This window comes from Clostridium bowmanii (assembly GCF_018861315.1).
In the GTDB taxonomy this organism is placed as follows: Bacteria; Bacillota; Clostridia; order Clostridiales; family Clostridiaceae; genus Clostridium_AD; species Clostridium_AD bowmanii.
This window is the reverse complement of the sequence record NZ_JAHLDL010000030.1, coordinates 34,236-57,436: the sequence shown is the minus strand read 5'-3', so window position 1 is coordinate 57,436 and position 23,201 is coordinate 34,236. Positions and strand designations below refer to the sequence as shown.

Genomic DNA, 23,201 nt, shown 5'->3' with positions numbered 1-23,201 from the left:
AAATATTTGTAATATAAATGTTAATAGAAGTCCAATAAGTGTTTTTATCAATATTCTTTTTACTTTTCCTTTTTGCAACCTTCAAAAAGTTATCTTCTCTTTTTTTCTTGCATTCTGCAATTAATTTAGTTACAATTACCTGGTTTTAAATTTAATAATCAAAATCAAATTGATAATATAATCTGTCTGCAGGTCTATTTGCAATTAAAGTCACTTAAGCATTTTCATCTGTATTCTTGTTTAAATATGAATCCACTTCTTCCATAATCACTTTCCCTAGACCATTGCGTTGATAATCAGGATCTACCATAATATCAGAAACAACATATGTAATGCCTTGATCACCGACAATTCTTCCAAAACCAATTAATGATATGTTTTTTGAGATATGCTATAATCAAGTAAAATTCATCTGCCCTCATTGTAATAGTGAAACTGTATCAAGAAGCGGAAAATATAAAGATAAGCAAAGATATATTTGCAAATCCTGCAATAAAGCTTTTACCGACTTCACAAACTCTGCTACTTATAACAGCAAGAAACCATTAGATAAATGGCTTAAATATGCTAAATGTATGATAGCAGGTTATTCTATTAGAAAGAGTGCTGAAATTGTAGGAATCAACATTGCAACAAGTTTCTTTTGGAGGCATAAAATACTTGATTGTATAAAGTCATTTTTCGGTGTAGGCTCTGTTGAAGGTTTAATTGAGGCTGACGAAGTATTCTTCGCAGAAAGTTTCAAAGGTACAAAACCTTCAAAAATGACAAGAAAACCTCGTAAAAGAGGTAAACAAGTTAAAAAGAGAGGAATATCTAACGAGCAAGTGTGTATTGCCACTGCTATTGATAGACAAGGCAATTTAATTATGGAATTGCTATGTAAAGGCAGAATGACACACCAAGAGTTAGAAAGGCTCTATGAAGGTCGTATAGGTGATAACTCTATACTTTGTACTGATAGTCATAAGAGTTATATTCAACTTACTAAAGATTTTTCATTAGACCATAAGCGTATAAAAAGAGGAAAACATAAAGAAGGAGTTTACCATATTCAACACATTAATGCTGTGCACAGTAAATTAAAAAAGTGGATGAATAGGTTTAATGGTGTTGCAACTAAATATATCAGTAATTATATGTATTGGTTTAAATAGTTACAAGTATTTGAAAATGATAAGGAAGTAGTGAAAATCAAAAACTTTATGGTTCAATGTAATCTAGCCCATGCTTATACAAAGATAATGATTTTAAAGAAAGAGAGCCGATATTTGTTTAATTATTACATTGAATATAAATTAAAATTGTAATCAGTATATAACTAAAGCATAACGCAATACACATTTGTAAAAAAACAGTATAAAATAGAGTATCTCAAAATGAATATTAAAAACTTTTGAGACACCCCATTTATGGACTATTCAATATTAATGCTATTTTTATTTATCAAGAATAAATAGTTCTTCTACTGGTACTCCTAAGAATTTCCCAAGTTTCATTGCTAATTCAAGAGTTGGATTATACTTGTCATTTTCGATTGCATTTATCGTTTGTCTTGTAACTGATAAATTTTCTGCTAATTGTTCTTGTGTTATTCCCTTTTGCTTACGGTAAAAATTGATTTTATTTTTCATTATTTACCACCAAGTTTCTTTTTTAAGTAGAAACGGTAAACCATAAAAGTAATACTCTGTAAGAAGAACAAGTAAGATGCTAAACTAAGGTCTGATTTTACAGAAAATGGAGTGATATATTTGTTGAAAAAGTCAATAACAGCCAGTCCAAGCATACTATAGAACATAACCCAATAAGCCATGTTTATACTTTTATATGCTATAAATTTTTGCATTTCATCCATTTTATCATATTTAGTTTTCATGTTGAAATCTCCTTTCTATTTATAAAAATGTAAAATAGTCTTTACATTAAAAATAATAATATTAGCACATAATGTCAAGAGGTCTTTACATTTTTATTTATGATATACAGTTTGATAAGAAATTATAACTTTAATAGGCATAAGTTAGCCCTGAATTCAGTTGGAGTAGTAAAATTTGCTGATTATTTTGTAGTTGTATGTAAAACAGAAGAAGAAGCTATAAATATGTATGAAAAGCTTAAACCTTATCTTAATAAAAGAGGGCTAACACTTGCCGATGACAAGACTAAAGTGACGCATATTAGTAAAGGATTTGATTTTCTTGGATTCAATCTAAGACAGTATAAAACTAACAAAGGTATGCGATTACTAATAAAACCATCAAAGACAAGTATAAAAAAAGCCATGGAAACAATAAAGAATGTATTTATACAACTGAGAGGTAAACCAGTTGGAGACTTAATAAATAAATTAAATCCCATAATAAGAGGAATAGGAAACTACTGGTCAAGCCAAGTTGCAAAGAAGATATTCAACAATATTGACAATTATATATGGATTAAGGTAAGAAAACATTTGAAACTATTACACTCCAACAAACCGTTTAAATGGATTTACAGAAAGTATTTCAAAGCAGATTATACAGGAGTTAGTAAAGATAAATGGATACTAACAGACCCTCATGATAAAAAAATCCAGTTATTTAAAATGAGTTGGATACCAATAGTGAGGCATGCTGTAGTTAAGTTTAGGAATAGTCCTGATGATGGTAGTTTAAAAGAGTATTTTGAAAAAAGAGATAAAAAAGATTTCATAAGAGACAATGTCTTTAGTAGAAGGAAGTTAGCAAAAACAAGTAATTACAAATGCAGAGTATGTAAACAATCATTAGTTGGAGAAGAACTTTTTAAAATTAATCTAATTGTACCTCATAAATTGGGTGGAGATGAACGGTATGACAATTTGGAATTATTACATCAAAGTTGTCGTAAATATCATCAAACACTACTTGAGAAATATGGAGGAGGAAGAGATTTACCTAAAATTGCAATCTACTTCCGAAAAAATCAAGTAGAACCCAACAGTAAAAAAGGATACGAACTGATTAAGAAGGCTTTTAAGAAATTCAAATACCAAATTGTTTGAGATAAATGATGGCTTGAGCCGTATGTTTCGAGAGAAACAAGTACGGTTCTTAGAGGGGAAAGGAGCCGTAAGGCTCCCTACCTACTCGACCCAATAATTATAAAAAATAGCACCTACTTTTTATAATAGATGCTATTTTATATTTGTATTCGACGTCATATATCAAGAATCCTTTTTTCCACTGAAAAGGTCTTATTGATTTACAATGGGTGAGTGGTAACGGTGTTTCTCAATATATGTTGTTTAACTTATAACTTAATAGAAAATTTTATAATTATCCTTCGACATAAACCACCAGATAGCAGGTAGCATTGTTTCTTTATTTTGTTAACATTTTATCTATAGCTTTAGCGGTTTTTTTGCCAATTTAATTCTTATAGTTTTCACTATTATAAATCCTAATAAAATAATACCTACATAACCATTTATTACATAAATTATATTTACTAGTCTGTCAAATGGTATTTTTAGGCCTGCAAAAACACCAATTGTAGCTAAGGCTACGGTTAATGTTCTAAATTTACAGGTTTTTTCCTCAGAAAATCTAGCAACAACTTGCCAAAGAAGAGAAACTGATGTTGTGTATATACCAGCTATTACTATAAATGAAAATACAATAGCCACTAATGGATGTATATTTGCTGCTAGTGTTAATGAGGGCACCATTGTTCCAGCTAATTGTTCAATATTTGCTAAGATACCTAATGAAATAATTAATAAAGCCATGCTAAATCCTATAGTGCCAAAAATTATTCCAAGAACTAAATCCTTTTCCCTTTTACTAGATTTCCCCATGGATGCCATAAATGCAGCCAAATACAACATACAAAACCCAACATATGAAGCAGCAGCATAAAACCAATTAGAGGAAGCTTTTAATAAGTGAAGTTTTGGCAATACCTCATTTACTTTAGTAAGTCCCTGTGGATTTTTTAATATGGCGGATACACCTAGAGTAATTATTAATACAACTATAACTGGTGCCATCTTTCCTATAACATTTACTAATTTTTCTAGACCAAATATTACTGTGCATGCTCCGAGTATCCCAATGATTATTCCACCAACGTATGTAGGAATCCCATATTGCTGATGTAGCGTAGCACCAGCTCCTCCTATCATAACAATGTATGACATATAGATAAATGCAATAGAAAAATAATCATAAAAACTCCCTACTATATTTCCACAGTAATATTTATATATGTCACTGCCCTTAGGAAACTGATGCTTTTGCCCTACAGTTACAAAATCAACACCTACATAAAGGAATAGTAAAAATACTACTATTTCTCCTAGCACACCTTGGTAACCATATGCACTAAAATATTGTAATACCTCTTGCCCCGTTGAAAAGCCAGAACCTATCAAACATGCTATAAATGTACCTGCATAAGTAATAACTCTTTCCCATCTTATCTTCTTATTCTCCAAAACTAATATATTAACATCTCCTAACAACATTCACTAAACATATACTTAAGGTACATACAAGCAAGCGATATTTAAAATAAAAGTACTGATAAAGTATCATACAACATTGTTTTAAGTGTGAATTTTAAATCTATGAGTTTGTTTCACTTTTGTTTTTCATAATAATATAATTATAACAGAAATTTATGCATATATAGTTTGTAAATGATTCCAACATACTACATATTTTTTTTATGCATATTCGTAAAATATGTAAACTAAAATTTCAAATAGAGATAGTAACAAAATAGTCCTATAGGATTAAATCCTATAGGACTATTTTGTTACTATGACTGGCCCACTATTTTACTTAATAATATCCTCCCGCTCACTTGCTAGTAATTTAATATTATGTTTTATCATTTTCTTCTGATTTTGCATTAAATACGTATCTAATTAAAATATTCATTACAATACCTACTGTAACAGCAATAAATATACTATTAGTTACATACATTTTTCCAAATGAACCCAAAGTATTTGCCCATTTGGCGCCTGTTGTTGTAGCATAAAATGGAAGCATAACGGCAAAGCCTATTGCTGTTCCTGAAATAAGATTATTGGCAAAATCTCTAGTGTCTGAAATAACAACGTCAATTCCTGAAAACATTATTAAGCTGGCACTTATTGCAAAAACACCACCAACTACAGATCTTGGCATACATGCAAGCATCATAGCTAGTTTTGGAGATAATCCATATAATAAAAACATAACCGCAGCTACTTGAGTAACAAATCTACTGGCAATTCCAGTTGCAGCAATAATACCAATATTTTGAGTATAACTTGTAACAGGTAAGGCACCTAATAATCCACTAACTATACATCCAGCGCCTTCAGCAGCAATACCTTTATTAATGTGTTTAACTTTATATTCTTCTCCACAAACAGCACATGTGGCAGCATAATCACCAATCGATTCAAATATTGAACCTATATAACCTGTAAAACCTCCTAGTATTGCAATACCAATAAAAACAAATGGCTTTGTGGTTCCACCAAATCCTTTAAATGGGAATAACTTAGGCATAGCAAACCATTGAGCAGCACTTACCTTAGCCCAGTCATATTCTCCTACTATAGTTGAAATTAAGACACCAACTACAAGGACTGAAATAAGAACAAATGCATTTGATAAAATGCCTTTACATTTAAATTTGAGGAATAAAGCAAATAGAAAAGCAATCAGTGCAAGAACAAGATGTATTGGTTTTCCACTTCCAAAAATCCAGGTTAGCGATATTTTGGCAGCAACAAAGCCAATTGCAGTAACTACAGAACCCGTAACCACAGGTGGTATGAATTTTCTTATACTACCTAATAATCTTGAAGCCCCAATAAATGTTTCTAATATACCACCAACTATAACAGCACCCCACATTGCAGGAAATCCATATATAGCAGCTACGGGTCCCATAGCAGTTAGAACCGAAGAAGAAGGACCCTGCACAATTGGTAATCTATTACCCAATATTGTTTGTATCAAAGTACCTATACCCATTGCTAGAAAACAAGTACTAATCATTATAGGAATAACACTGTCAGGTAACCCTGCAAGAGCTACAAATGCTCCTGCCCAAATAAATGGAGTAAAATCAACTAAAGTTACTTGAAAGGCATATAAAAGTGTTACCCCAAAACTCTTGGGCCTCTCATTAATAGTTAGTATAGGCTTTATAGAAGTTTTTATTTCTTTATCAAATACTGTTTGTTCGGGATCGTATTTCTTGAAAAATCCCTTAGGCCTTATAGGAGTTTTTATTTCTTTATTAGATCCTGGTTGTAATGGATTATTATTCACTAAATATTCCCCCTCGTAAATTAATTTTATAAGGACAGTTACTAAGCAACTTGAGAGCCATGTTCTCTGACAACCAATACATAGTAACTGTCCCTAATGATAAATAATTAAAAGACTATTGTTATTCTATTTAAAAATAAATCCATAATGGTCGGCACCGATGCCTTCTTTTACAACTCCCACTGTTGACATAAGTTTCATTCCTATCTCAGGGTTTTGGGCTTCAAGTTGTCCAGTTACAACAAGTCCATTTGTGAATTTAACAATTCCAAAACCAATATATGGTTTCATATATCCTTCAGGAAGATTATATACTTTTGTATAGGTTACAAGGGTTACCTCTCCATCTAATACAACTTCATCAAACTTTCTATTTCCACACTTCTTACATACATAGTGCTTAGGATGGTGAAGCTGACCGCAAGCTGTACATTTATAAGCATACATTTTCTCCTCCATAATTATGCCTCCTCTCTCGTGAGTATCGTCGCAACAACATTATTGCCGAAACCACCAAAGTTAACGCAAAGACCAGCTTTAGCACCCTCTACTTGACGTCCTGTAGCTTCTCCCCTTAGTTGCTTTACAATTTCTACAACTTGTGAAATTCCAGTTGCCCCAAGTGGATGCCCCTTTGCTTTTAAGCCTCCTGAGGTGTTAATTGGCATTTTACCGTCAATCTTTGTTTCTCCATTTCGAGCTGCTATATGACCCTCACCCCTCTTGAAAAATCCAACCTCTTCGGATTCAACTATCTCTAGTATTTGGAATGCATCATGAAGCTCTGCAACATCAATATCCTTTGGAGTAAGTCCTGCCATCTTATATGCCATTTGTGCTGCAAGACGAACAGCAAGTAAATCCGTAGGTACTTCTCTTTCAGCCACTGCATGAGTGTCTGTGGCAGAACCTATGCCCGCTATTTTTATTGGTTTTTTAGTAAATCTATCTGCTTTATCCATGGCACATAATAAAACTGCTGCAGAACCATCAGATACAGGACAACAAGCATATAACCGAAGTGGTTCTGCAACATATGGATTCATTACATGTGCATCTTCATCATCTGTTATACAATAAAGATTAGGCACCACCTGTATATGTGCTACTGGATTATGCATTGCATTCTCATGGTTTTTAACTGCTACTATTGCTAAATCCTTTTCAGTTACTCCATACTTGTCCATACATAATTTTGTAAAGAGTCCTGCAAAGGCTGGAAGTGTTAGTCCATAATTATATTCTGCCTGGGGGTGAAGCATTGTTGCAACGAAATCCGTGCCTTCCCATCCACTAACAACCCTCATCATTTCTCCGCCAACAACAAGCACACAATCACACATACCACTTGCTATAGCCATGTACCCAAGTTTTATCGCTGATGCTCCTGAGGCTGGACCATTCTCTATTGTTTCAGCCATTGCTGGTCTTAAATTCAAATAATCCACAAGTGCTGATGCAATACCGCTTTGTTTATTAAGGATACCTGCACCCATTGTTGATACAAAAACTTGATCAATGCCATGGCCTACACCTGTTTTTACACCAGCATCATCTAGTGCCTGCACAGCCGCCATACTTAGCATATCAGTAAAGGTTCCGCCCGACATTTTACCGAATTTACTATGGCCTATTCCTACAATACCAACTTCTCTCATCTTTTATACCCTGGAATTTGAGAATAGGTTTCTGGAAGAATTGGATCATCTGCAGTTTTAAGTAATTCGTCCGATACAGGACGGCGGCCACCTAGTTTAGCACCTTTATGTTTTTCCCACAGTGCTTTAGTTAATACATACGTTGGAACTCCGCCTAGTTCATGCCAAATTTCTGGTCTTGATTCAAGTTCATATTCAATCATCCATCTCTTAAATCCATTTGGACTCTCAGCAACAATCCAAACTTCTTCTTGCTTCAAGAAATCTAAATGGTATTCCATTTTTGCAGCAAATAATTGTGCTCCAATTCTAAGTCCTTGTTTTAGTGTCATTGTATGATAGGACATTCCAACCTTATCATCAACCATGCGACCATTAACAATACCAACTAAGATTCCATCTATTGTTCCAATTAGGCAATATTCATCTTTTACTCTATATCTGTAGTAACCCAAAAGCTCTGAGTATATTCTGGATGCAACAATATCATAAAAGTCAGCTTCCACAGTCATAAGAGGCTTTACAGCTTCTAAAATATGAGGCACTTCTTCTCTTCTAATTTGACGAATTACTAATTTTTCTCCAGTAGCCATAGTAATATACTTTGGTGGATAATTAACTAGTGCTGTCTCAACTGGTCTAAGGCTTTGCTCCATTTTATCTACGATCATTATTTATCATCCTTTCGATTTTAATTTTTTTTATAGGATTAGCAAATAGAGCTTTTAATTATCTTTATCAAAACTCTATTTGTTAAATTCTCCTATAGAATACTATTCAGCATCAAATGCTACAATACGGGATATGCAGGATTCTCCACCTTCAAATCTCCATGGGAAACATCCTATTATTAACCTCTTGCCAAGTACCTTATCAATATCTCCACCAAGATTTTCGGCATGAATAATATTTAGTGGAAATAAATCATAATGCATAAATTGATAATCATCCTCTGGCCAGAAATCTTCAATACCTTTACCATATTTAGCTTTTAAATATCTATCTGCTCGTCTTGCTTCTTTCGGAGCCCATTCACGAATTTTTGTATTCATTGGATGGTCTGCAGAACCACAATCAACGCCAATCCATTTAAATTCCATTAGCTTACACCAATCCGAAAATTCTTTTGTAGGCCCTGGGTGTCTCATCATTACTCTTTCCTCATCTGCTTCCGGTTCATCCCAGCCATATTTATGATAGCCAGTGTGTATAATTAAAATATCACCTTTCCTAACATCTGCTCTATCCATTATGTCTTTTGAAGTATATATTCCATAATCCTCTGCTATATCTGATATATCAACAACAACTCCAGGTGCCACAAGTTCTTCCAGTGGAATACTTGCTATATCTCTTCCATGTGTACAAAAGTGTAGTGAACCATCAAGATGAGTACCAACATGATTTGAATGAGTTAGTACCTGCCCATTTGCACCATTGGATGACAGTCTTTTGAAAAACTTGATTTCAAGTGGCTCATAGGTTGGCCATGCCGGTGTTAGATGACTAATCTTTTGAGTTAAATCATACATTTTTACATTTTTAAAAGCATCAATAATATTCATAATATACCCTCCATTTATAATAAATTATTTATATTCTTCTTAATAAAAGAGGTAAGTGCATCTTCGAAACATTTCATTGGTGGATGAACTACGCCTGCCCCTACTTGTCCAATACCAGCTCTATTACATGCAATTCCAGTATTTATTACAGGTAATATTCTTGTCTCAATAACTTTTCTAATATCAATTCCAGTTGGTGTTCCCCTAAAATTCAAATTTGGCATCTTAAATGCACTATTTTCTGCGAAAGTAATCTCGTACATACTAGTTGTATAATTTATAGCATCCTTTGGTGTTCCCCCTACAAATTGAACAATTGCTGGAGCAGTTGCCATGGCAAAACCACCTATTCCTGCTGTTTCTGTTATACAGCTATCTCCAAGGTCAGGGTTCGCATCCTTTTCCTCAAAGCCTGGAAAATAAAGACCTTCCACAAGTTCACAAGGTGCAGTAAACCATTCATTTCCTGTACCAGCAGTTCTAATTCCAAAATCCGTACCATTCCTCGACATGGCACAAACTACTGTACTGTATTCTATATTTTCAAGTGGGTCTAAGCTGCATTTGCATGCTGGCATAGAGACATTTAAAAAGAAATGATCATTCTTATCAATAAATATGAGCACATCTGCTTTAATGTCATCCGAAAACTTAGTTTTGACTATAAATGGTGCGAGCTCCCTAAATAATAGTGATGTTCCTGCTTTATTTCTGTTATGTCCTTCATCACCCATTTGAATCATTTGTGCTAATATAGTTTTAACATCGATACTCCCCTTTAAAATCATAGCGGACTTAAGTACAGGTGCTAGGATTTTTTCCATCCAGTCTAGTTTTTCAATTACCTCTGGGCTAAAAGCTCCAAATCTTAGAACTTTTCCTAGTCCTTCGTTTAGTGTACAATATGCATAATTTCCGAAGGTCTTGTTTTGAAGCTTCCAAACAGGCATTGAATAGGTTACAACCCCTGCCATAGGACCTACTGTATTGTGATGATGACATGGTTCAAATATTATTTTTCCAGATTGTGCTAGTTTTTTTGCTTCTTCTTCGTTTTTAGCAAGTTTTTCATATATTAAACCGCCTATTATAGCGCCCCTTACCGGCTCACTCATTCTATCCCATGTTATTGGTGGCCCTGCGTGAAGAATTGTATGTTTTGTCATTCCCGGGATATCAATACCCGCCGTACCTATACCAACAATTATTGGTTCTGCTGAAAGCAGTCTCTCCATTGCCACTTTATTTGCACTTTCAATTTTTTTACTAATGCTTACTTCTTCCAAAACAGAAAGTTTTATACTTGCCTCCGTTGGCGGTCTCCAATTAACATGTAAACTCTTTACCTTTTGCTCTTTTAAGTCTTTCTGAAAAGACTCTAGTCCCATATTTATAACAGTGAGTTTCTTACTGAATAATTTATTTATTGCGGTCACGTAACAACCCTCCTTTAAATTTTATTTAATCTTCCAAGAATTAACGAAGTTAGTTTAACAGCTTGAGCATTAGAAGGCATTAGTATAACTCCTTCCTTTTCTAGTTTTTCTCTTTGGAATTTGTAGTTTTGAGGGTCTCCATCTGTACCACATACATACCCAATTACACATAAATATTTATCTCTGTCTTTCATAGCTTTTTTAGCATTTATTATAGTTTCAAGCATTTCTCCTGCTGGATCTATATGTGATCCATAACCGAGAACAAAATCCATAAGCACTATGGCAACTTCATCGTCCTCTGATTCTTTTGGAAGTCTTTCCACCCTAGCTACTGGATCTATCATAGGATGTGGCTTTCCAACAGTGAAATCATCATCACCCAGATCAACGCATGTGTGCTCTACACTTTTGTGCACATCCGACAGTCTAAGCTCAGGTGATAATGGGATATTAGAGAATATCTTATAACCCTGCGTGCGTAGCATCTTCATTGCTTCATCTGCCAAGGTTCCCCCGGTATATAAAGCTCTTAAATATTTCTGACCCTTGCTAAACTTTTTGCATTCGCCTTGAACAATTGCATCTATTTCCTTGTCTGTTAGTGTAAATCCAGTAAAATCTTCTATTTTCTCTCCCTTTGAGAGTAGTACTGCCTTCCTTGCTGCGTCCTCTAAATCCACACTTGAATATGCACCATGCATTTCAATTTCGATTCTATCCCCGCCTATAAAGCTTGCAACAACTGGCTTGTGTGTATTCTTTACCATATTTAATATTTTTTCAGCTACCTCAGGTGCTGGTGGTTTAGAGATTAATACTATAACCTTTGTTTCTTCATCATCGATTAAGGCTTTAAACCCCTCGATCATCATAATTCCACCGATTTCACTTTTAAGATCTCTTCCACCTGTACCAATCACCTGGGATACTCCACCGCCCATTTTATCTATAATCACTGTAATCTCCTGTGTTCCTGTACCAGAAGCCCCCACTACACCTATATCTCCACGTCTTACAACATTTGCAAAACAAAGGGGTACTCCATTGATAATTGCAGTCCCACAATCTGGTCCCATAACTAAAAGTCCCTTATCTCTACCCATTTTCTTTAACTCAAGCTCTTCTTTCACTGTAATATTATCGCTGAAAAGCATTACATGAAGATTATTATTTAATGCTTTTTTCGCTTCATAGGCTGCATATTTTCCAGGGAGTGATATAATTGCCATGTTAGCTTCCTCTAGATGCTTAATTGCAGCACTAAGAGTTGTAGGTTTATACTCTACCGAAGAATCATCATTTTCTACCTTAGCATTTAATAATTCATCAACTTTTTTAACTATCATTTCCTTTGAATTCTTATCATCACTTGCTGCAGCAATGAAAAAATCATTAGGGGTTAATCCCCTTATATCATCATTTGATAAATTTAAATTTTCCGTTAGCTCTTTATTTAGGTCTGTTCCCATACCAACAATAACTTGTTTAACATTTGACATTCTTTTAATTTCCTTAGTTATTAACATGAGTGCAACAGAATCATAATAAGTATTTTTTCTAATATCAACACACAAATTCATTAACCAAAGCCTCCTATACTCTATATTAGTCATGATCCTAAGTCCCACGTAAATTCCAAGTGCCGTGTCAGTCCCTGATGTTTCACCGTATCCAATAACTTCCTTCAAATCTTTAATAATACTTATGTTATCATCATCATTATTGTAATTTAAAATCGACGCCATTAGATTACGTACAGCCTCATTTATCTCTCCCACTGATGAATGCTTTAACATCTCGGAGCTAACTCTAGTTGTTTTATGTAATCCTAAGCTAATGATTTTACTATTAAATTCATATATATATTTACTATCTAATTTATAATAACCTCCCATATATATGAATGCGGTCATTAGGCCACTAATAAAATCGTCCATTGATGGTGTAAGTCCACAACCAAAACCTATAACTCGCTCTGCTATACATCCTATTTCAACCATATCTGCTTTCATCACAGCATGAATAAAATTAATAAACCTATCTTTTATGAATTCAAAACTTTTATCAAAAGTACCTTCATAAAAAGGAACTAATTTAAGTTCTGGGTGTTTATCGTAAATCATATTTACTAGTGGCCCCATACCATTAAGTTTTCCTAGTTTTAATAATACTTGCTCTATGATATTGATGTTGTCTAAAAGTTGCCGCTTCGAACATTTTGATGTAATGAGCCTCGCACATGAAGACCACTTTTTAGCATTATTCATGCTTATATATAAATTCTTTTGTGTACAATAAATTTCACTTTCCGTAAATTCAAATTTCAATCCTTGTTTTATGTTTAGAACATTAAAATCAACTTGTTCTAAGCCTTCCACAATTACACTCATTGGAGACATATATTTTCCTTTACTTAAAAGTGTTATAAATAAACCATCACATTCAATATTACATGCATTCTTAAACACAGAATGAACACGTCCGCTTAATATACCTCCTTTCAAAATGATCTTCTCGAGATCTTCACATATACATAAACCCTTCAATAAAACCATCCCTTTACTTAAATCTTATTAATACATTTCTATATTTATCCATTATTTCCTTTGTATGTAATATCTAAACATTCTTATATTGTATTGTTAATAATTACCAACCGTATTGAAATCACTGACTTAACTAACTGTAAAATTTATTGTTAATTAAATACATTTTGTTAATAGTCAACAAAAGCTGACTCACTAGGAGTCAGCCTTCTATTATATTTTAATTAAATCCATTGCCTTAAGAGCAATTTCAAGATTAAGTCTACTATCACCATTCTCTAAATCAAGTCCCGTAATATCATTTATTTGTTGTACCCTATATATTATAGTATTATAATGCATGTACATCTTTTCAGATATTTTTTTCATATTACCATCACATTCAAAATACGCTTTTAAGGTTTTAATAAGTTCGGCATTATTTATCTTATCGTATTCTATAAGTGGTTTTATTGTATCACTGCAAAATTCACTAAGTTCACCTTGAAGACCTTCAAATGCTAAAATTCTATATAACCCTAAATCATCATAATGTTTAATATTTCTTGTATTTGTTTTGCTTAAGTTTTCAACAATTAACTTTGCTTGCTCACGACTTTTATATAATTGATTACACTCATCATAGGAACGTCCTATTCCTATTGTTACCATATTTACAACAAATTTCTTCAAAGCTTCATCTAATATCTTCTGACAAAAGTTAATGGCCTCACTCTTTATTGTTTGTGGACTCTTACTCCTCTCACTTCCATAAAGTATCAATATTCTATCACTTTTATCAACATATACTATTCTCTCTTTCTGAAGTTTTGCCACCCTACCCGTTATAAAGAGTATTTCACTTATTCTCTCATGCAATGAATTAACCTTATCAGCTGTCAATTTGTTTGAATCATCTATATCCCTTAAAAGGATTACAATAACTGAATATTTAAGGTTTTTGTAAAAGTTAAATGTTTTTGCTCTTTCTATAGCTCTCTTTTGCCTATCTTCATTATCACTAAGCAAATCATCAAAAAACTCAAGTTTATAATTACTCTCCATATTATATAAAGAAAGCTTTTTAACAAAATCCAAAGCTATAATATGTACATATGACTCTATAAGCATGTTATCCAGGGGAGTTATATCCTTTTTATCAAACCAAACAAAAATACACCCATACTCAACATTTTCTATCACTATTGGAATAACTACCCTTTCAACAACCCTTCCTCTAATTTCGTCCCTATGTACTTTATAACTTACTTCATCATAATAATTAATATCCTCAATATGATTAAGACTTATATGTTCATATATAATGTTATCAATTATATTTCTATCATCTTCATTACAAATAACTTCACAGCTATCGCTCATATTCTCATATATGGCTAAAGAATTACCTATATTTTCATAAAGTTTTTGGGCTATTTCTCTTAAACTGCCACCCATCATCATTATATTCATCACTTCTCTGTTTAAAACATTAATTCTTATTAACATATTCATTTGATCGTTAATCACTTCAGTAAGTATACCTGATATAACATCAGTATGTGAAACAGCAAATGGGACTTCGATAAGTGGAAATCCCAATTCATCTGCTAACTTAATAACGTCCCTAGGAAGTTCACTAACATATCTACCTACCTTAATACCAAGACCAGCTACACCTTTTGCATTTAATTTAGGGATAAGTTCAAGAAGTATATTAATATTATCCTTTATAGAATAGGCTGTTGTAATTAAAAACTCTCCCTCGCTAACCCATTCTATAATATCTGGCACCTCCATAACATTTACTTTTGTGACTCTTTTAGACGTGCCCGTAGCCCCACCTAAAATTTTAGCCCCTCGAAGTGTCTCTAGGGTTAGTAATCTTTCTAAAGAAATCCCCGAATAACGATACACCTAATCACATCCTTTATACATTTAAATAATAGTATACTTAAACCTAAAATAAGTAAAACGTGCATAATGCTACTGAAACTCCATCCCCCTACTCCCGCCATGCCATGGGTTCCTCCACGCCTAACATATCAATAATCAATATTTTATTCTATGTAATAATTTTACAATGTTGTATTTAAAATGTCAATCGTTTATGAATTTTATAAAAGATAATAAAAGAAGAAGACTATACCAGTATTAAATTGTATAGTCAGAGAAAAAACACCTATAAAATTTTTTGATGAAACATTCTATAATTATCCTTCGACATAAACCACCAGAAACCACCAGATAGCAGGTTACATAGCGAGTAGCGAGGAATTAAAGAATGACTATTCCACCGTAAACCACAGGGCCTCTGATTATATTTGAAGCAGTGGAAGCCTCCGTAAAATCTCTAAATAAAAATGATATAAACCTTCCGATACTAAATATTATAAGAAATACAGCTGATGTTATACCTCTTTTCACTTTTTTTCTTAACAATAATACTGCTATTAGCGCTGACATTATGGCGAAAAACACTTCATATAGTTGGGTTGGATGTCTTAAAATAGGTGAACTGTTAAACAAAATGTTTGTGAACGTATTATTGCCGAATACGTTTTTGAATGGATTCTTGTCAGCATTTTCAAATGCAACTCCCCAAGGCATTGTAGTAGCTACACCGTAACAACAACCATTAAAGAAACATTACCTTCGAAGATTTCTACGGATTGACTTTCTATATCTGTACTTGTAAATGTTACTTTTCCTTCCTTATATTTTACATTGTATATCTGATTCTTGTTTTCCTCACACTCATATTCTGGTCCCATATTCTAAATTTCCGTATTTTAGTTCCTTCATTACTTCTTCTGCAATCTTATTTATTTCCGATTTATTTCCGATTTATTTTTAGCATTAAATTGATTCACTAAAATGCTTTCAATCATATCACGAGTATTAGCTCTAACTTCATCTTCAAGCTGCGACTCACCCCAGCTCTTCAAAGCCTTATCCTTTATAACCTCTCCTTTTCATTCTCCCTCTGTAAGCTCCGCAGTACCCCATAATGGATTGTTGTAAATGTTAAAAGCAACATATCCTGCATCAACATTAACCTCTATTGGGTCAGTATAGGTCTACCCAGTTTCTTTAGTATAATGAACCCCTTTAAATCCTTCGTATCCTTTCAAATTTTTCAAAGCCTCTTTATCAATTGCAATCTTAATAAGTAGCGGCATATTACTTCTATGGTCTTCGCCTTCAATTTTAAATTCAAAAGGAGATCCATAGGGTGCCATACCATTTTCACTATATTGAACCCCCTCGCTAGGCCTTGAAATGCTGAGTTTTGTTCCTTTAGAAAAAGATCCCATTGGAACATTAACCTGAATACCATACATCTCTAAATCCCCAAGTATATTATCTTTATCATAATTATCCAAAATAATATCCTCTTTAAGCTTAGACTCTGATTTCCATTTCTGATCACCTACCCCATCATTTTTGTTGCTTTTGTTATTGCATGATGAAAATAAAAATATAAAAACAAGCAATAAAGTTATGATATTAAAAAGGCACTTGTGTCCTTTTGCACCAACTAACATATGACTAAGTGCTTTATTTTTCATATTTATAATCTCCTTTATATGGATAGTGGATATATAATATATATTTATCAACAATTTTTTCTTATAAGAATGGTTATAAAAATCCTGTTAAAATAAGTTATCAACAGGATTTTTAGTAGTTATTATATTATTTTTTTTTATTTTAGAGATTCGCAGATGAGAAATCTTGTTTTATTCAAGTCGCTTAAGATCCTTTATTGTTAAGAAAATGAAAGGTATTGGTAAGGAAAAAATGCTTAATACTGTATATAACACAGCCTGTTCAGGTTTATAAAGTCTATAAAGCTTATTTAATGCAAATAGTATAAGAATAAAATTTGCAACAGCTAATAGAGAACCTATAACTGGGACGTCCCTAAGAAGCATAACTAAAATAGTAGCTCCTGGTAGGATAAATTCTAAATTAGGTATTTCATACCCGGAAATTTGCAAAGTTTTTATTATTTTAGCCAAAATGTAGAATTGAACAATGGGAATACATGCAAGCCATGGATTTTCAATTCCTGCATTTACAGTTATTCTGTAAAATGATAATGCAAATATTACATATAAAACAATACCAATAAAAGTAAAAAAGAACAAAACAATTCCGAAAATAGCTAAGATAGAAGCCATTATATATTTCCTCCTAAAAATATTTTCAATAATTATATATATTAAAAAATCATAATAAATATTCTATTATATGAAAATAACTGAAAAGTTTAAAAGTGTAATTTCTCGTTCACACTTGAATATAACATTTGATAATTATTGTTTTGGGTTATTTTTATATTACTGTAACAATAAGCACCCAGATTATCTTATGACATGACTAGAAATTAGATTCTATATTCATTATCTTCCGACATAAATCACCAGATAGCAGGTTACATAGCGGCTGCCCAAACCCCGTTGTAAAATCTGGAAGCGCATGCGGGCAGGTTTTACTTTATAGTTGAATATAAAAAAGCAGTCACATCGGTTTATCGATATGACTGCATTCTACATGAAGTGTTATAAATCAAATTAATTTACAAACTATCTTTCCATAATCCGTGAACATTACAATATTCTCGTACACTTAAAACTTCTTCATTTATAATAAATAGAGCTTGAGGTATTTCGCCAGGGTTTAGATATTTTCTATACAGTTTATTTGCGGTTTGAACTTCTATCCATTCAATATAATGAGTTTCTAACATTGGATGTTCAACAGCACCAACTTTAACAAGAACTCCACCTTTAACCTTTTCAACAACTGGCACATGCTTTTCTTTTGCTGCATCCACTGTATTTTCAACTTGTAGTGTCATTGGCTGCCCACAACAAACTAAAACTCCCGCAGCTGCATGTACAATCTCTACGATATTACCACAAATCTCGCATTTATAGACCTCTTTAAGTTTAGTCATAATTTATACCTCCAAAATTTTATATTTTAATTTACGCGTTAACTAACTAAATCTCTTTTTCTTGTCCTTTTACATTATCGTATACAAAATTGCAAGGTTTCCCTTCACAATTTAAAACCTCCTCATCATTGTCCCCAGTATAAACATTTTTACTATTTACGTCACTTTCTTGTTTGTCATTTAAGCGATTATGATTATCCCAATATTTTTCAGCTTTATTTTCCATCTTTTCTAGTCTAGTATAATAGTCAGGAAATTCTTCTAAATGTGCAAGCGCTATTTTTGCTGTAACTATTGGATCATTATCTGAAACATTTGTATCTGGAGATATCTTACCATGTTCAAGTTCAACCACCAATCCCATCCTGAACTGTTCTACATTAAATTCAGTCCAATTAATTCCAATACTTTCACCGATTTCTTTAGCTCTTTCACTCGAAAATAATGTTTCTTCTAACATAGAAAACACTTCCTTTTATATTTATTTAATAAAATCAAATTTACTCAGAGGCTACATGCCTTCTTACTTTTAATAATTTTCTGAGAACATCTCGAAATACGATTGTGGAGTTTCATTCTAAATGTTTTTAGCTAGTTTTCAATACTCTTAATTTTCAATAAATGCCAACAAATCTGTGTTGACCTTATCTTTATGTGTAAAAGTAAGCCCATGAGGTGCACCCTTATAAACTTTTAGTATTGAGTTTTTTATGATCTTGGATGATTGAAGAGCCGCCGCACCAATTGGAACAACTTGGTCATCATCACCATGAATGATAAGAGTTGGCACGTCAAACTTCTTAAGGTCTTCCTTAAAATCAGTCTCAGAAAACGCCTTTATGCAATCATAAGTATTCTTGCCACCTGCCTGCATTCCCTCAAGCCAAAACAAGTCTATAAAACCCTGAGAAACTTTTGAGCCAGGTCTATTTGCACCGAAAAATGGGCCACTTGCCAGTTCTTTATAAAATTGAGAACGGTCAGCGATAGATCCATCTCGTATTCCATTAAACACATCAATAGGCAAACCTCCTGGATTGGTTGTTGTTTTCAACATTAGGGGTGGAACTGCAGAAATTAAAGCAACTTTTGCCACCCGTTTAGTGCCATAACGCCCTATGTAACGAGCCACTTCTCCACCACCTGCAGAAAAACCAACTAAAACAACATTCTTAAGGTCAAGCTTTTCTATAAGTTCAGAAAGATCATCAGCATATGTATCCATATCATTGCCATCCCATGGCTGACTAGACCTTCCATGACCACGGCGGTCATGTGCAATACAGCGATATCCTTTTGAGGCCAAGAACATCATTTGAGCTTCCCAACTATCTGAATTCAGTGGCCAACCATGACTAAATACCACCGGTCGACCAGTGCCCCAGTCTTTGTAATAAATCTGCGTACAATCTTTTGTAGTAATCATTCCCATTGATTTGCCTCCCCTTTTTTTATTTTTTATATTATTTTGAATATTCTGTTGTTACATCATATCATGTTTTCAACTAAATTTCCACATTTTTCGACAATTAGTCATATAAATGGTCATGTAAGCAACTTTCGGGAACTATTATAAAAGAAAGTTTATTAGGTTTAACTTCAGATACTCTCAAAAATGTTATTATTATTGACGATTCATTTTATGGCAGATTAAAAAGCAAAAATTATTCTCTTCCTCCTCTAAATGTTTAAGTAGAAAAATAGTGCCCTGCAGGGCACTATTTCCTAAGCTACTTCAACATTACTAGTATCCGTAGTAACTATCTTAGCATCTTTCTTGCCAATTAAGCTACCATTAGCTGATGCAAAAATGTTCTTTGCAATGACTAAATCCATGAGAGCATTTACCTGTGCTTCTGTTACCGTTGGAACTCCATCACCATCAGCTTTGATGTCATCTACAGTTAAAGTAAAATATTTACCTTCTGTAGCTGTTAAAAATCTCATAACTAATTTATGCATATCACTTTTCCTCCTTTAAATTATTTAGATTACATCTCTTAATTCTCTACTTTCCCTTCAATTCTCATCTAAAACCTACTCATTAACTAAACTGTACTGGTCCTCTCTGTCTAGGCCAAACAATGGATAAGTTTTGATGTTGGATATAGCTTGTCCTACAGCAAAAATGTCCGCATCTGTTGCTACAACTTTTAGATTACTTAATCTTTTTGTTGCATATTTGTCTTTACCTTTGATGTCAACACCTACCTTCATAGTAAGTTTTAGCGCACTGGCTACCTTTGTTGATACTACTGCCATGTTAATCACTCCTTTCATTTTGTTTTCATTGAATATATATGCCGCTGAAAACTTTTGTGCGGAGTTTTTTAAAATATATAAATTTACATTAAGCACCTGAGTTTTTCTAGAGCTTTTCTCTTAATTCTTGCAAATTGATGGTAATTTTTATCACTATCACAAGCTATTTCGGAAAGAGACTGGTCCATAAGATTAACGGGTTCCGTTTTGAAGTTCTTTTGAATAAATATCATTAATATTCACTTAAATAAACGCTATGATTTAATCATAGCGTTTATTGTTGGTATGACTATATTAGGAGTAGTTTTATTACACTATATATTTATATTATCATGAGTTTTCACATAAAGAATCACACTGTTAATAAATTTATTAACAGTGTGATTCTTTATGTGAATATTATCTGAAAATATATCTTCCTTCTTATTTGTACAACTCATTTTTTGAAAAAAGGTCGCAATATTCTAGCTGCTGCTGATAAAATACATCATTGTGTTTAAATTTTGACTTTATATTCTTATCTAAAGTTTTATCTTGTCCTACAATATCTGGATAAGTATAAGCATAAAAATAAGTACGTTTCTTCCAAACAGCTTCTACACTGACAGGGTATTTGAAGTCCACGTCCTGACTTTCAAAATATGTAGCCTTATTTTGAATCTTTAGTGGTTCAAATCCATTATTTAGAAAACGCTTTGTTTGTTCATAAAAATGTCCTGAGCCGCATACAACCAAAATTTTTGAATTCTCAGGAATTGTATTCAACTTATTATCAATATTTGCAAATATCATATCATCACGCTTATCATTTGTTGTATTTGGTTTAAAACTATTATCCACAACTCCCCAATCTATCATTTCTACCGCAATATCGTTATCTGTGCAATGACTATATACAACGGTCATATCTATCGGTCCATCCACCACACCATAGTCTTTGAAATACTGTTCTCGTGCTTCAATAAAGACAACGTCTGGCTGTACATTCTGAACGGCACTCAAAAGGTCTTCCATCGAATAATTAACCCATTTATTAAAATGACTTGTATGAAATGTTCCCAATAAATAAACTTCTTGATTTTGTGTTGTTTCAAACTTTTTTAGGAGGCTGTTTTTATTCAAATATCTATTCCACAGCAAGCCTAACACCACAATTGCCACTATGAGTACAATTGATAGTCCTATGAATATTCTTTTTATTATTTTTGACTTTTTCTTAATAATACTAGTCATTCTCTCCCCACCCCTTTACATGTTGGTTTGGAATTTGACACAGCGTCAAATTCCTATTTATGTTTCTGTTATAGAAATAATTTTTGTTACACATAAAAATATAATTATGTAGCAATTAAAGCTAATCTTTATACTAATTATAACATAAATTTTATATATTAAAAATTATAACATAATCTGTTAAACTTATTTGCAATATATTTCTTACACCTAGTATCGGCTCATATTAAATTAAACTCAAAGAAAACACAGATTTTTAGCCTGTGTTTTCTTTCTTAAATAGTATATTAATAGCTTATTATATTAGTGTGACTATATATGATAATGTTAATGATATTTCAGTAAAAGAACTTCAAAACGGAACCCGTTATCCATAAGATAATATCTTTTTACAATATCACACTCTAAAGGATCAAGTTTATCAAGAGCTGCATATAACTTTTCCACTTCATCAAAAGCTATTACTTCATCCTCTAAGGTAAATTCATAGTCTCCACAGGTATCAAAATCTAACATATCATTGTTTGTCACCTCTCTAAAATGTTTTATTTGTCCTTTTAAAAGTGCTTTGAAATTCATTTTTATAGAACTTATGCAATAGCCATTAAAACTGTTGCTACCTAACTTATACATAGCTATAGCCTTTATTACCGAAAGGTACCCGTGCTGAACTAAGTCTTCACAAGTAAAACCTGGAATGTGATATCTGCTGGCCTCCTTTACGATGAGATATTTGAAATTTTCTAGTACTTCCTCTGTAGCTCCAGCCTCGCTGGCTTTAGCCTTTTCAATTAATTTTTCTATGATATACACCTTCCTTGTATAATTTTAATTAAAATATTAAAAAACATATTTTCAGCCTTTAACATTACGCAGTAAATTAATATTGATTTTCAAGTACTTTAGTCTAAATCCTCAGTATCCAAATGTCCCAATAGCTTTTTTTCTAGGGCCTCATAATCATAATTCCTTTGTTCAAAATCACAGAATCCACCCTTTGTGACATTTTTGCTTCCACTGTTAATTTTTTTATCAGCCCATTTTTTTTGATATGCCTTTACCCCCTCAGCAGTTTTTATACCCTGACTAATCCAGCAATTAATTATTTTAGAAATATATTGCATAGTTTTAGCATTATAAACAACAGCTTCTTCTATTGCCATAAGAACAACATCTCAAGTTACATGTTTTGTAAACCCTAATACTTTTTCATATTCCAGTGGAGTTATATCATGTATGTTTTCTTCGAAAATT

Annotated in this window: 27 protein-coding genes and 1 pseudogene; 2 read left to right on the top strand and 26 right to left on the bottom strand. The window is 32.7% G+C overall.

Annotation, left to right across the window (positions count from 1 at the left end):
• Window positions 1–214 precede the first annotated feature (214 nt).
• Window positions 215–367 carry a GNAT family N-acetyltransferase gene (locus KPL51_RS24550; RefSeq protein WP_224853825.1) on the bottom strand — a complete coding sequence of 51 codons (153 nt, stop codon included), beginning with the start codon at window positions 365–367 and terminating at the stop codon, window positions 215–217.
• 43 nt (window positions 368–410) lie between these two features.
• Here KPL51_RS24550 and KPL51_RS17725 point away from each other — a divergent pair.
• Window positions 411–1,279: pseudogene (locus KPL51_RS17725) on the top strand (IS1595 family transposase); the annotation flags it as partial.
• A 160-nt stretch (window positions 1,280–1,439) separates the two neighbouring features.
• On the opposite strand, the gene KPL51_RS17720 reads toward KPL51_RS17725, so the two are convergent.
• Entirely contained in the window at window positions 1,440–1,634 is a 195-nt protein-coding gene (locus KPL51_RS17720; RefSeq protein WP_216164246.1) for a helix-turn-helix transcriptional regulator, read from the bottom strand.
• Window positions 1,634–1,879: a hypothetical protein gene (locus KPL51_RS17715; protein WP_216164242.1), complete on the bottom strand. Its 246-nt coding sequence runs from the start codon at window positions 1,877–1,879 to the stop codon at window positions 1,634–1,636. The genes KPL51_RS17720 and KPL51_RS17715 overlap by 1 nt, the downstream gene beginning before the upstream one ends.
• Before the next feature lie 111 nt (window positions 1,880–1,990).
• Between KPL51_RS17715 and KPL51_RS17710 the strand changes: the two genes are divergently transcribed.
• Window positions 1,991–3,025 carry a group II intron reverse transcriptase gene (locus tag KPL51_RS17710; protein ID WP_244998126.1) on the top strand — a complete coding sequence of 345 codons (1,035 nt, stop codon included), beginning with the start codon at window positions 1,991–1,993 and terminating at the stop codon, window positions 3,023–3,025.
• Between the two features lie 339 nt (window positions 3,026–3,364).
• Here KPL51_RS17710 and KPL51_RS17705 read toward each other — a convergent pair whose 3' ends face one another.
• The 23 genes from KPL51_RS17705 to KPL51_RS17600 all read right to left on the bottom strand — a co-directional run bounded on the left by KPL51_RS17705 (window position 3,365) and on the right by KPL51_RS17600 (window position 23,110).
• Window positions 3,365–4,459: a YkvI family membrane protein gene (locus KPL51_RS17705; protein WP_216164236.1), complete on the bottom strand. Its 1,095-nt coding sequence runs from the start codon at window positions 4,457–4,459 to the stop codon at window positions 3,365–3,367.
• A 388-nt stretch (window positions 4,460–4,847) separates the two neighbouring features.
• Window positions 4,848–6,299: a uracil-xanthine permease family protein gene (locus KPL51_RS17700; RefSeq protein ID WP_224853760.1), complete on the bottom strand. Its 1,452-nt coding sequence runs from the start codon at window positions 6,297–6,299 to the stop codon at window positions 4,848–4,850.
• A 126-nt stretch (window positions 6,300–6,425) separates the two neighbouring features.
• The gene (locus KPL51_RS17695; protein ID WP_216164233.1) at window positions 6,426–6,758 is read right to left on the bottom strand and encodes a Zn-ribbon domain-containing OB-fold protein; all 333 of its coding nucleotides are present in this window, start codon (window positions 6,756–6,758) and stop codon (window positions 6,426–6,428) included.
• 2 nt (window positions 6,759–6,760) lie between these two features.
• A complete protein-coding gene (locus tag KPL51_RS17690) occupies window positions 6,761–7,957 on the bottom strand; it encodes a thiolase C-terminal domain-containing protein (protein ID WP_216164229.1) in 1,197 nt (398 codons plus the stop codon).
• Window positions 7,954–8,628 (bottom strand): hypothetical protein, encoded by a 675-nt coding sequence (locus KPL51_RS17685; protein WP_216164226.1) that lies wholly within the window; start codon window positions 8,626–8,628, stop codon window positions 7,954–7,956. The genes KPL51_RS17690 and KPL51_RS17685 overlap by 4 nt, the downstream gene beginning before the upstream one ends.
• Window positions 8,629–8,730: 102 nt before the next feature.
• A complete protein-coding gene (locus KPL51_RS17680; RefSeq protein WP_216164223.1) occupies window positions 8,731–9,522 on the bottom strand; it encodes a cyclase family protein in 792 nt (263 codons plus the stop codon).
• Between the two features lie 14 nt (window positions 9,523–9,536).
• A complete protein-coding gene (locus KPL51_RS17675; RefSeq protein WP_224853757.1) occupies window positions 9,537–10,958 on the bottom strand; it encodes a YlbE family protein in 1,422 nt (473 codons plus the stop codon).
• 14 nt (window positions 10,959–10,972) lie between these two features.
• A complete protein-coding gene (gene fdrA / locus KPL51_RS17670; protein ID WP_512699090.1) occupies window positions 10,973–13,516 on the bottom strand; it encodes an acyl-CoA synthetase FdrA in 2,544 nt (847 codons plus the stop codon).
• 204 nt (window positions 13,517–13,720) lie between these two features.
• A complete protein-coding gene (locus KPL51_RS24375) occupies window positions 13,721–15,403 on the bottom strand; it encodes a PucR family transcriptional regulator (RefSeq protein ID WP_216164217.1) in 1,683 nt (560 codons plus the stop codon).
• A 360-nt stretch (window positions 15,404–15,763) separates the two neighbouring features.
• Window positions 15,764–16,096 (bottom strand): prolipoprotein diacylglyceryl transferase family protein, encoded by a 333-nt coding sequence (locus tag KPL51_RS17660; RefSeq protein ID WP_216164214.1) that lies wholly within the window; start codon window positions 16,094–16,096, stop codon window positions 15,764–15,766.
• An 8-nt stretch (window positions 16,097–16,104) separates the two neighbouring features.
• Window positions 16,105–16,260, bottom strand: a complete 156-nt coding sequence (locus tag KPL51_RS17655; protein ID WP_216164211.1) for a hypothetical protein — start codon at window positions 16,258–16,260, stop codon at window positions 16,105–16,107.
• 51 nt (window positions 16,261–16,311) lie between these two features.
• Window positions 16,312–16,434, bottom strand: a complete 123-nt coding sequence (locus tag KPL51_RS24115) for a hypothetical protein (RefSeq protein ID WP_263628217.1) — start codon at window positions 16,432–16,434, stop codon at window positions 16,312–16,314.
• A 132-nt stretch (window positions 16,435–16,566) separates the two neighbouring features.
• A complete protein-coding gene (locus KPL51_RS17650; protein WP_216164208.1) occupies window positions 16,567–17,058 on the bottom strand; it encodes a hypothetical protein in 492 nt (163 codons plus the stop codon).
• 171 nt (window positions 17,059–17,229) lie between these two features.
• Window positions 17,230–17,673 (bottom strand): hypothetical protein, encoded by a 444-nt coding sequence (locus KPL51_RS17645; protein WP_216164206.1) that lies wholly within the window; start codon window positions 17,671–17,673, stop codon window positions 17,230–17,232.
• Between the two features lie 398 nt (window positions 17,674–18,071).
• Window positions 18,072–18,452, bottom strand: a complete 381-nt coding sequence (locus KPL51_RS17640; protein ID WP_216164203.1) for a desulfoferrodoxin — start codon at window positions 18,450–18,452, stop codon at window positions 18,072–18,074.
• A 46-nt stretch (window positions 18,453–18,498) separates the two neighbouring features.
• Window positions 18,499–18,912, bottom strand: coding sequence for a DUF5661 family protein (locus KPL51_RS24370; RefSeq protein WP_312888720.1), 414 nt, complete (start codon window positions 18,910–18,912; stop codon window positions 18,499–18,501).
• Between the two features lie 147 nt (window positions 18,913–19,059).
• Window positions 19,060–19,878, bottom strand: a complete 819-nt coding sequence (locus KPL51_RS17630; RefSeq protein WP_224853822.1) for an alpha/beta fold hydrolase — start codon at window positions 19,876–19,878, stop codon at window positions 19,060–19,062.
• A 299-nt stretch (window positions 19,879–20,177) separates the two neighbouring features.
• Complete coding sequence (locus KPL51_RS17625) at window positions 20,178–20,414, bottom strand: DUF2922 domain-containing protein (RefSeq protein WP_216164197.1); 237 nt, start codon at window positions 20,412–20,414, stop codon at window positions 20,178–20,180.
• A gap of 75 nt (window positions 20,415–20,489) precedes the next feature.
• Window positions 20,490–20,714 (bottom strand): DUF1659 domain-containing protein, encoded by a 225-nt coding sequence (locus KPL51_RS17620; protein ID WP_216164194.1) that lies wholly within the window; start codon window positions 20,712–20,714, stop codon window positions 20,490–20,492.
• Between the two features lie 83 nt (window positions 20,715–20,797).
• Complete coding sequence (locus KPL51_RS17615; RefSeq protein ID WP_216164190.1) at window positions 20,798–20,947, bottom strand: hypothetical protein; 150 nt, start codon at window positions 20,945–20,947, stop codon at window positions 20,798–20,800.
• 190 nt (window positions 20,948–21,137) lie between these two features.
• Window positions 21,138–21,947: a hypothetical protein gene (locus tag KPL51_RS17610; protein WP_216164187.1), complete on the bottom strand. Its 810-nt coding sequence runs from the start codon at window positions 21,945–21,947 to the stop codon at window positions 21,138–21,140.
• Between the two features lie 327 nt (window positions 21,948–22,274).
• Window positions 22,275–22,760 (bottom strand): sigma-70 family RNA polymerase sigma factor, encoded by a 486-nt coding sequence (locus tag KPL51_RS17605; protein ID WP_224853754.1) that lies wholly within the window; start codon window positions 22,758–22,760, stop codon window positions 22,275–22,277.
• 89 nt (window positions 22,761–22,849) lie between these two features.
• The gene (locus KPL51_RS17600; protein WP_216164185.1) at window positions 22,850–23,110 is read right to left on the bottom strand and encodes a DnaD domain protein; all 261 of its coding nucleotides are present in this window, start codon (window positions 23,108–23,110) and stop codon (window positions 22,850–22,852) included.
• Window positions 23,111–23,201 lie beyond the last annotated feature (91 nt).

Coding starts and splice junctions, on each gene's coding strand:
- KPL51_RS17720 (WP_216164246.1), bottom strand. CDS start 1,634: ATGAAAAATAAAATCAATTTTTACCGTAAGCAAAAGGGAATAACACAA.
- KPL51_RS17715 (WP_216164242.1), bottom strand. CDS start 1,879: ATGAAAACTAAATATGATAAAATGGATGAAATGCAAAAATTTATAGCA.
- KPL51_RS17695 (WP_216164233.1), bottom strand. CDS start 6,758: ATGGAGGAGAAAATGTATGCTTATAAATGTACAGCTTGCGGTCAGCTT.
- KPL51_RS17690 (WP_216164229.1), bottom strand. CDS start 7,957: ATGAGAGAAGTTGGTATTGTAGGAATAGGCCATAGTAAATTCGGTAAA.
- KPL51_RS17685 (WP_216164226.1), bottom strand. CDS start 8,628: ATGATCGTAGATAAAATGGAGCAAAGCCTTAGACCAGTTGAGACAGCA.
- KPL51_RS17680 (WP_216164223.1), bottom strand. CDS start 9,522: ATGAATATTATTGATGCTTTTAAAAATGTAAAAATGTATGATTTAACT.
- fdrA (WP_512699090.1), bottom strand. CDS start 13,516: ATGGTTTTATTGAAGGGTTTATGTATATGTGAAGATCTCGAGAAGATC.
- KPL51_RS17660 (WP_216164214.1), bottom strand. CDS start 16,096: ATGCCTTGGGGAGTTGCATTTGAAAATGCTGACAAGAATCCATTCAAA.
- KPL51_RS17655 (WP_216164211.1), bottom strand. CDS start 16,260: ATGGGACCAGAATATGAGTGTGAGGAAAACAAGAATCAGATATACAAT.
- KPL51_RS17650 (WP_216164208.1), bottom strand. CDS start 17,058: ATGAAAAATAAAGCACTTAGTCATATGTTAGTTGGTGCAAAAGGACAC.
- KPL51_RS17645 (WP_216164206.1), bottom strand. CDS start 17,673: ATGGCTTCTATCTTAGCTATTTTCGGAATTGTTTTGTTCTTTTTTACT.
- KPL51_RS17640 (WP_216164203.1), bottom strand. CDS start 18,452: ATGACTAAACTTAAAGAGGTCTATAAATGCGAGATTTGTGGTAATATC.
- KPL51_RS24370 (WP_312888720.1), bottom strand. CDS start 18,912: ATGTTAGAAGAAACATTATTTTCGAGTGAAAGAGCTAAAGAAATCGGT.
- KPL51_RS17630 (WP_224853822.1), bottom strand. CDS start 19,878: ATGATTACTACAAAAGATTGTACGCAGATTTATTACAAAGACTGGGGC.
- KPL51_RS17625 (WP_216164197.1), bottom strand. CDS start 20,414: ATGCATAAATTAGTTATGAGATTTTTAACAGCTACAGAAGGTAAATAT.
- KPL51_RS17620 (WP_216164194.1), bottom strand. CDS start 20,714: ATGGCAGTAGTATCAACAAAGGTAGCCAGTGCGCTAAAACTTACTATG.
- KPL51_RS17615 (WP_216164190.1), bottom strand. CDS start 20,947: ATGATATTTATTCAAAAGAACTTCAAAACGGAACCCGTTAATCTTATG.
- KPL51_RS17610 (WP_216164187.1), bottom strand. CDS start 21,947: ATGACTAGTATTATTAAGAAAAAGTCAAAAATAATAAAAAGAATATTC.
- KPL51_RS17600 (WP_216164185.1), bottom strand. CDS start 23,110: ATGGCAATAGAAGAAGCTGTTGTTTATAATGCTAAAACTATGCAATAT.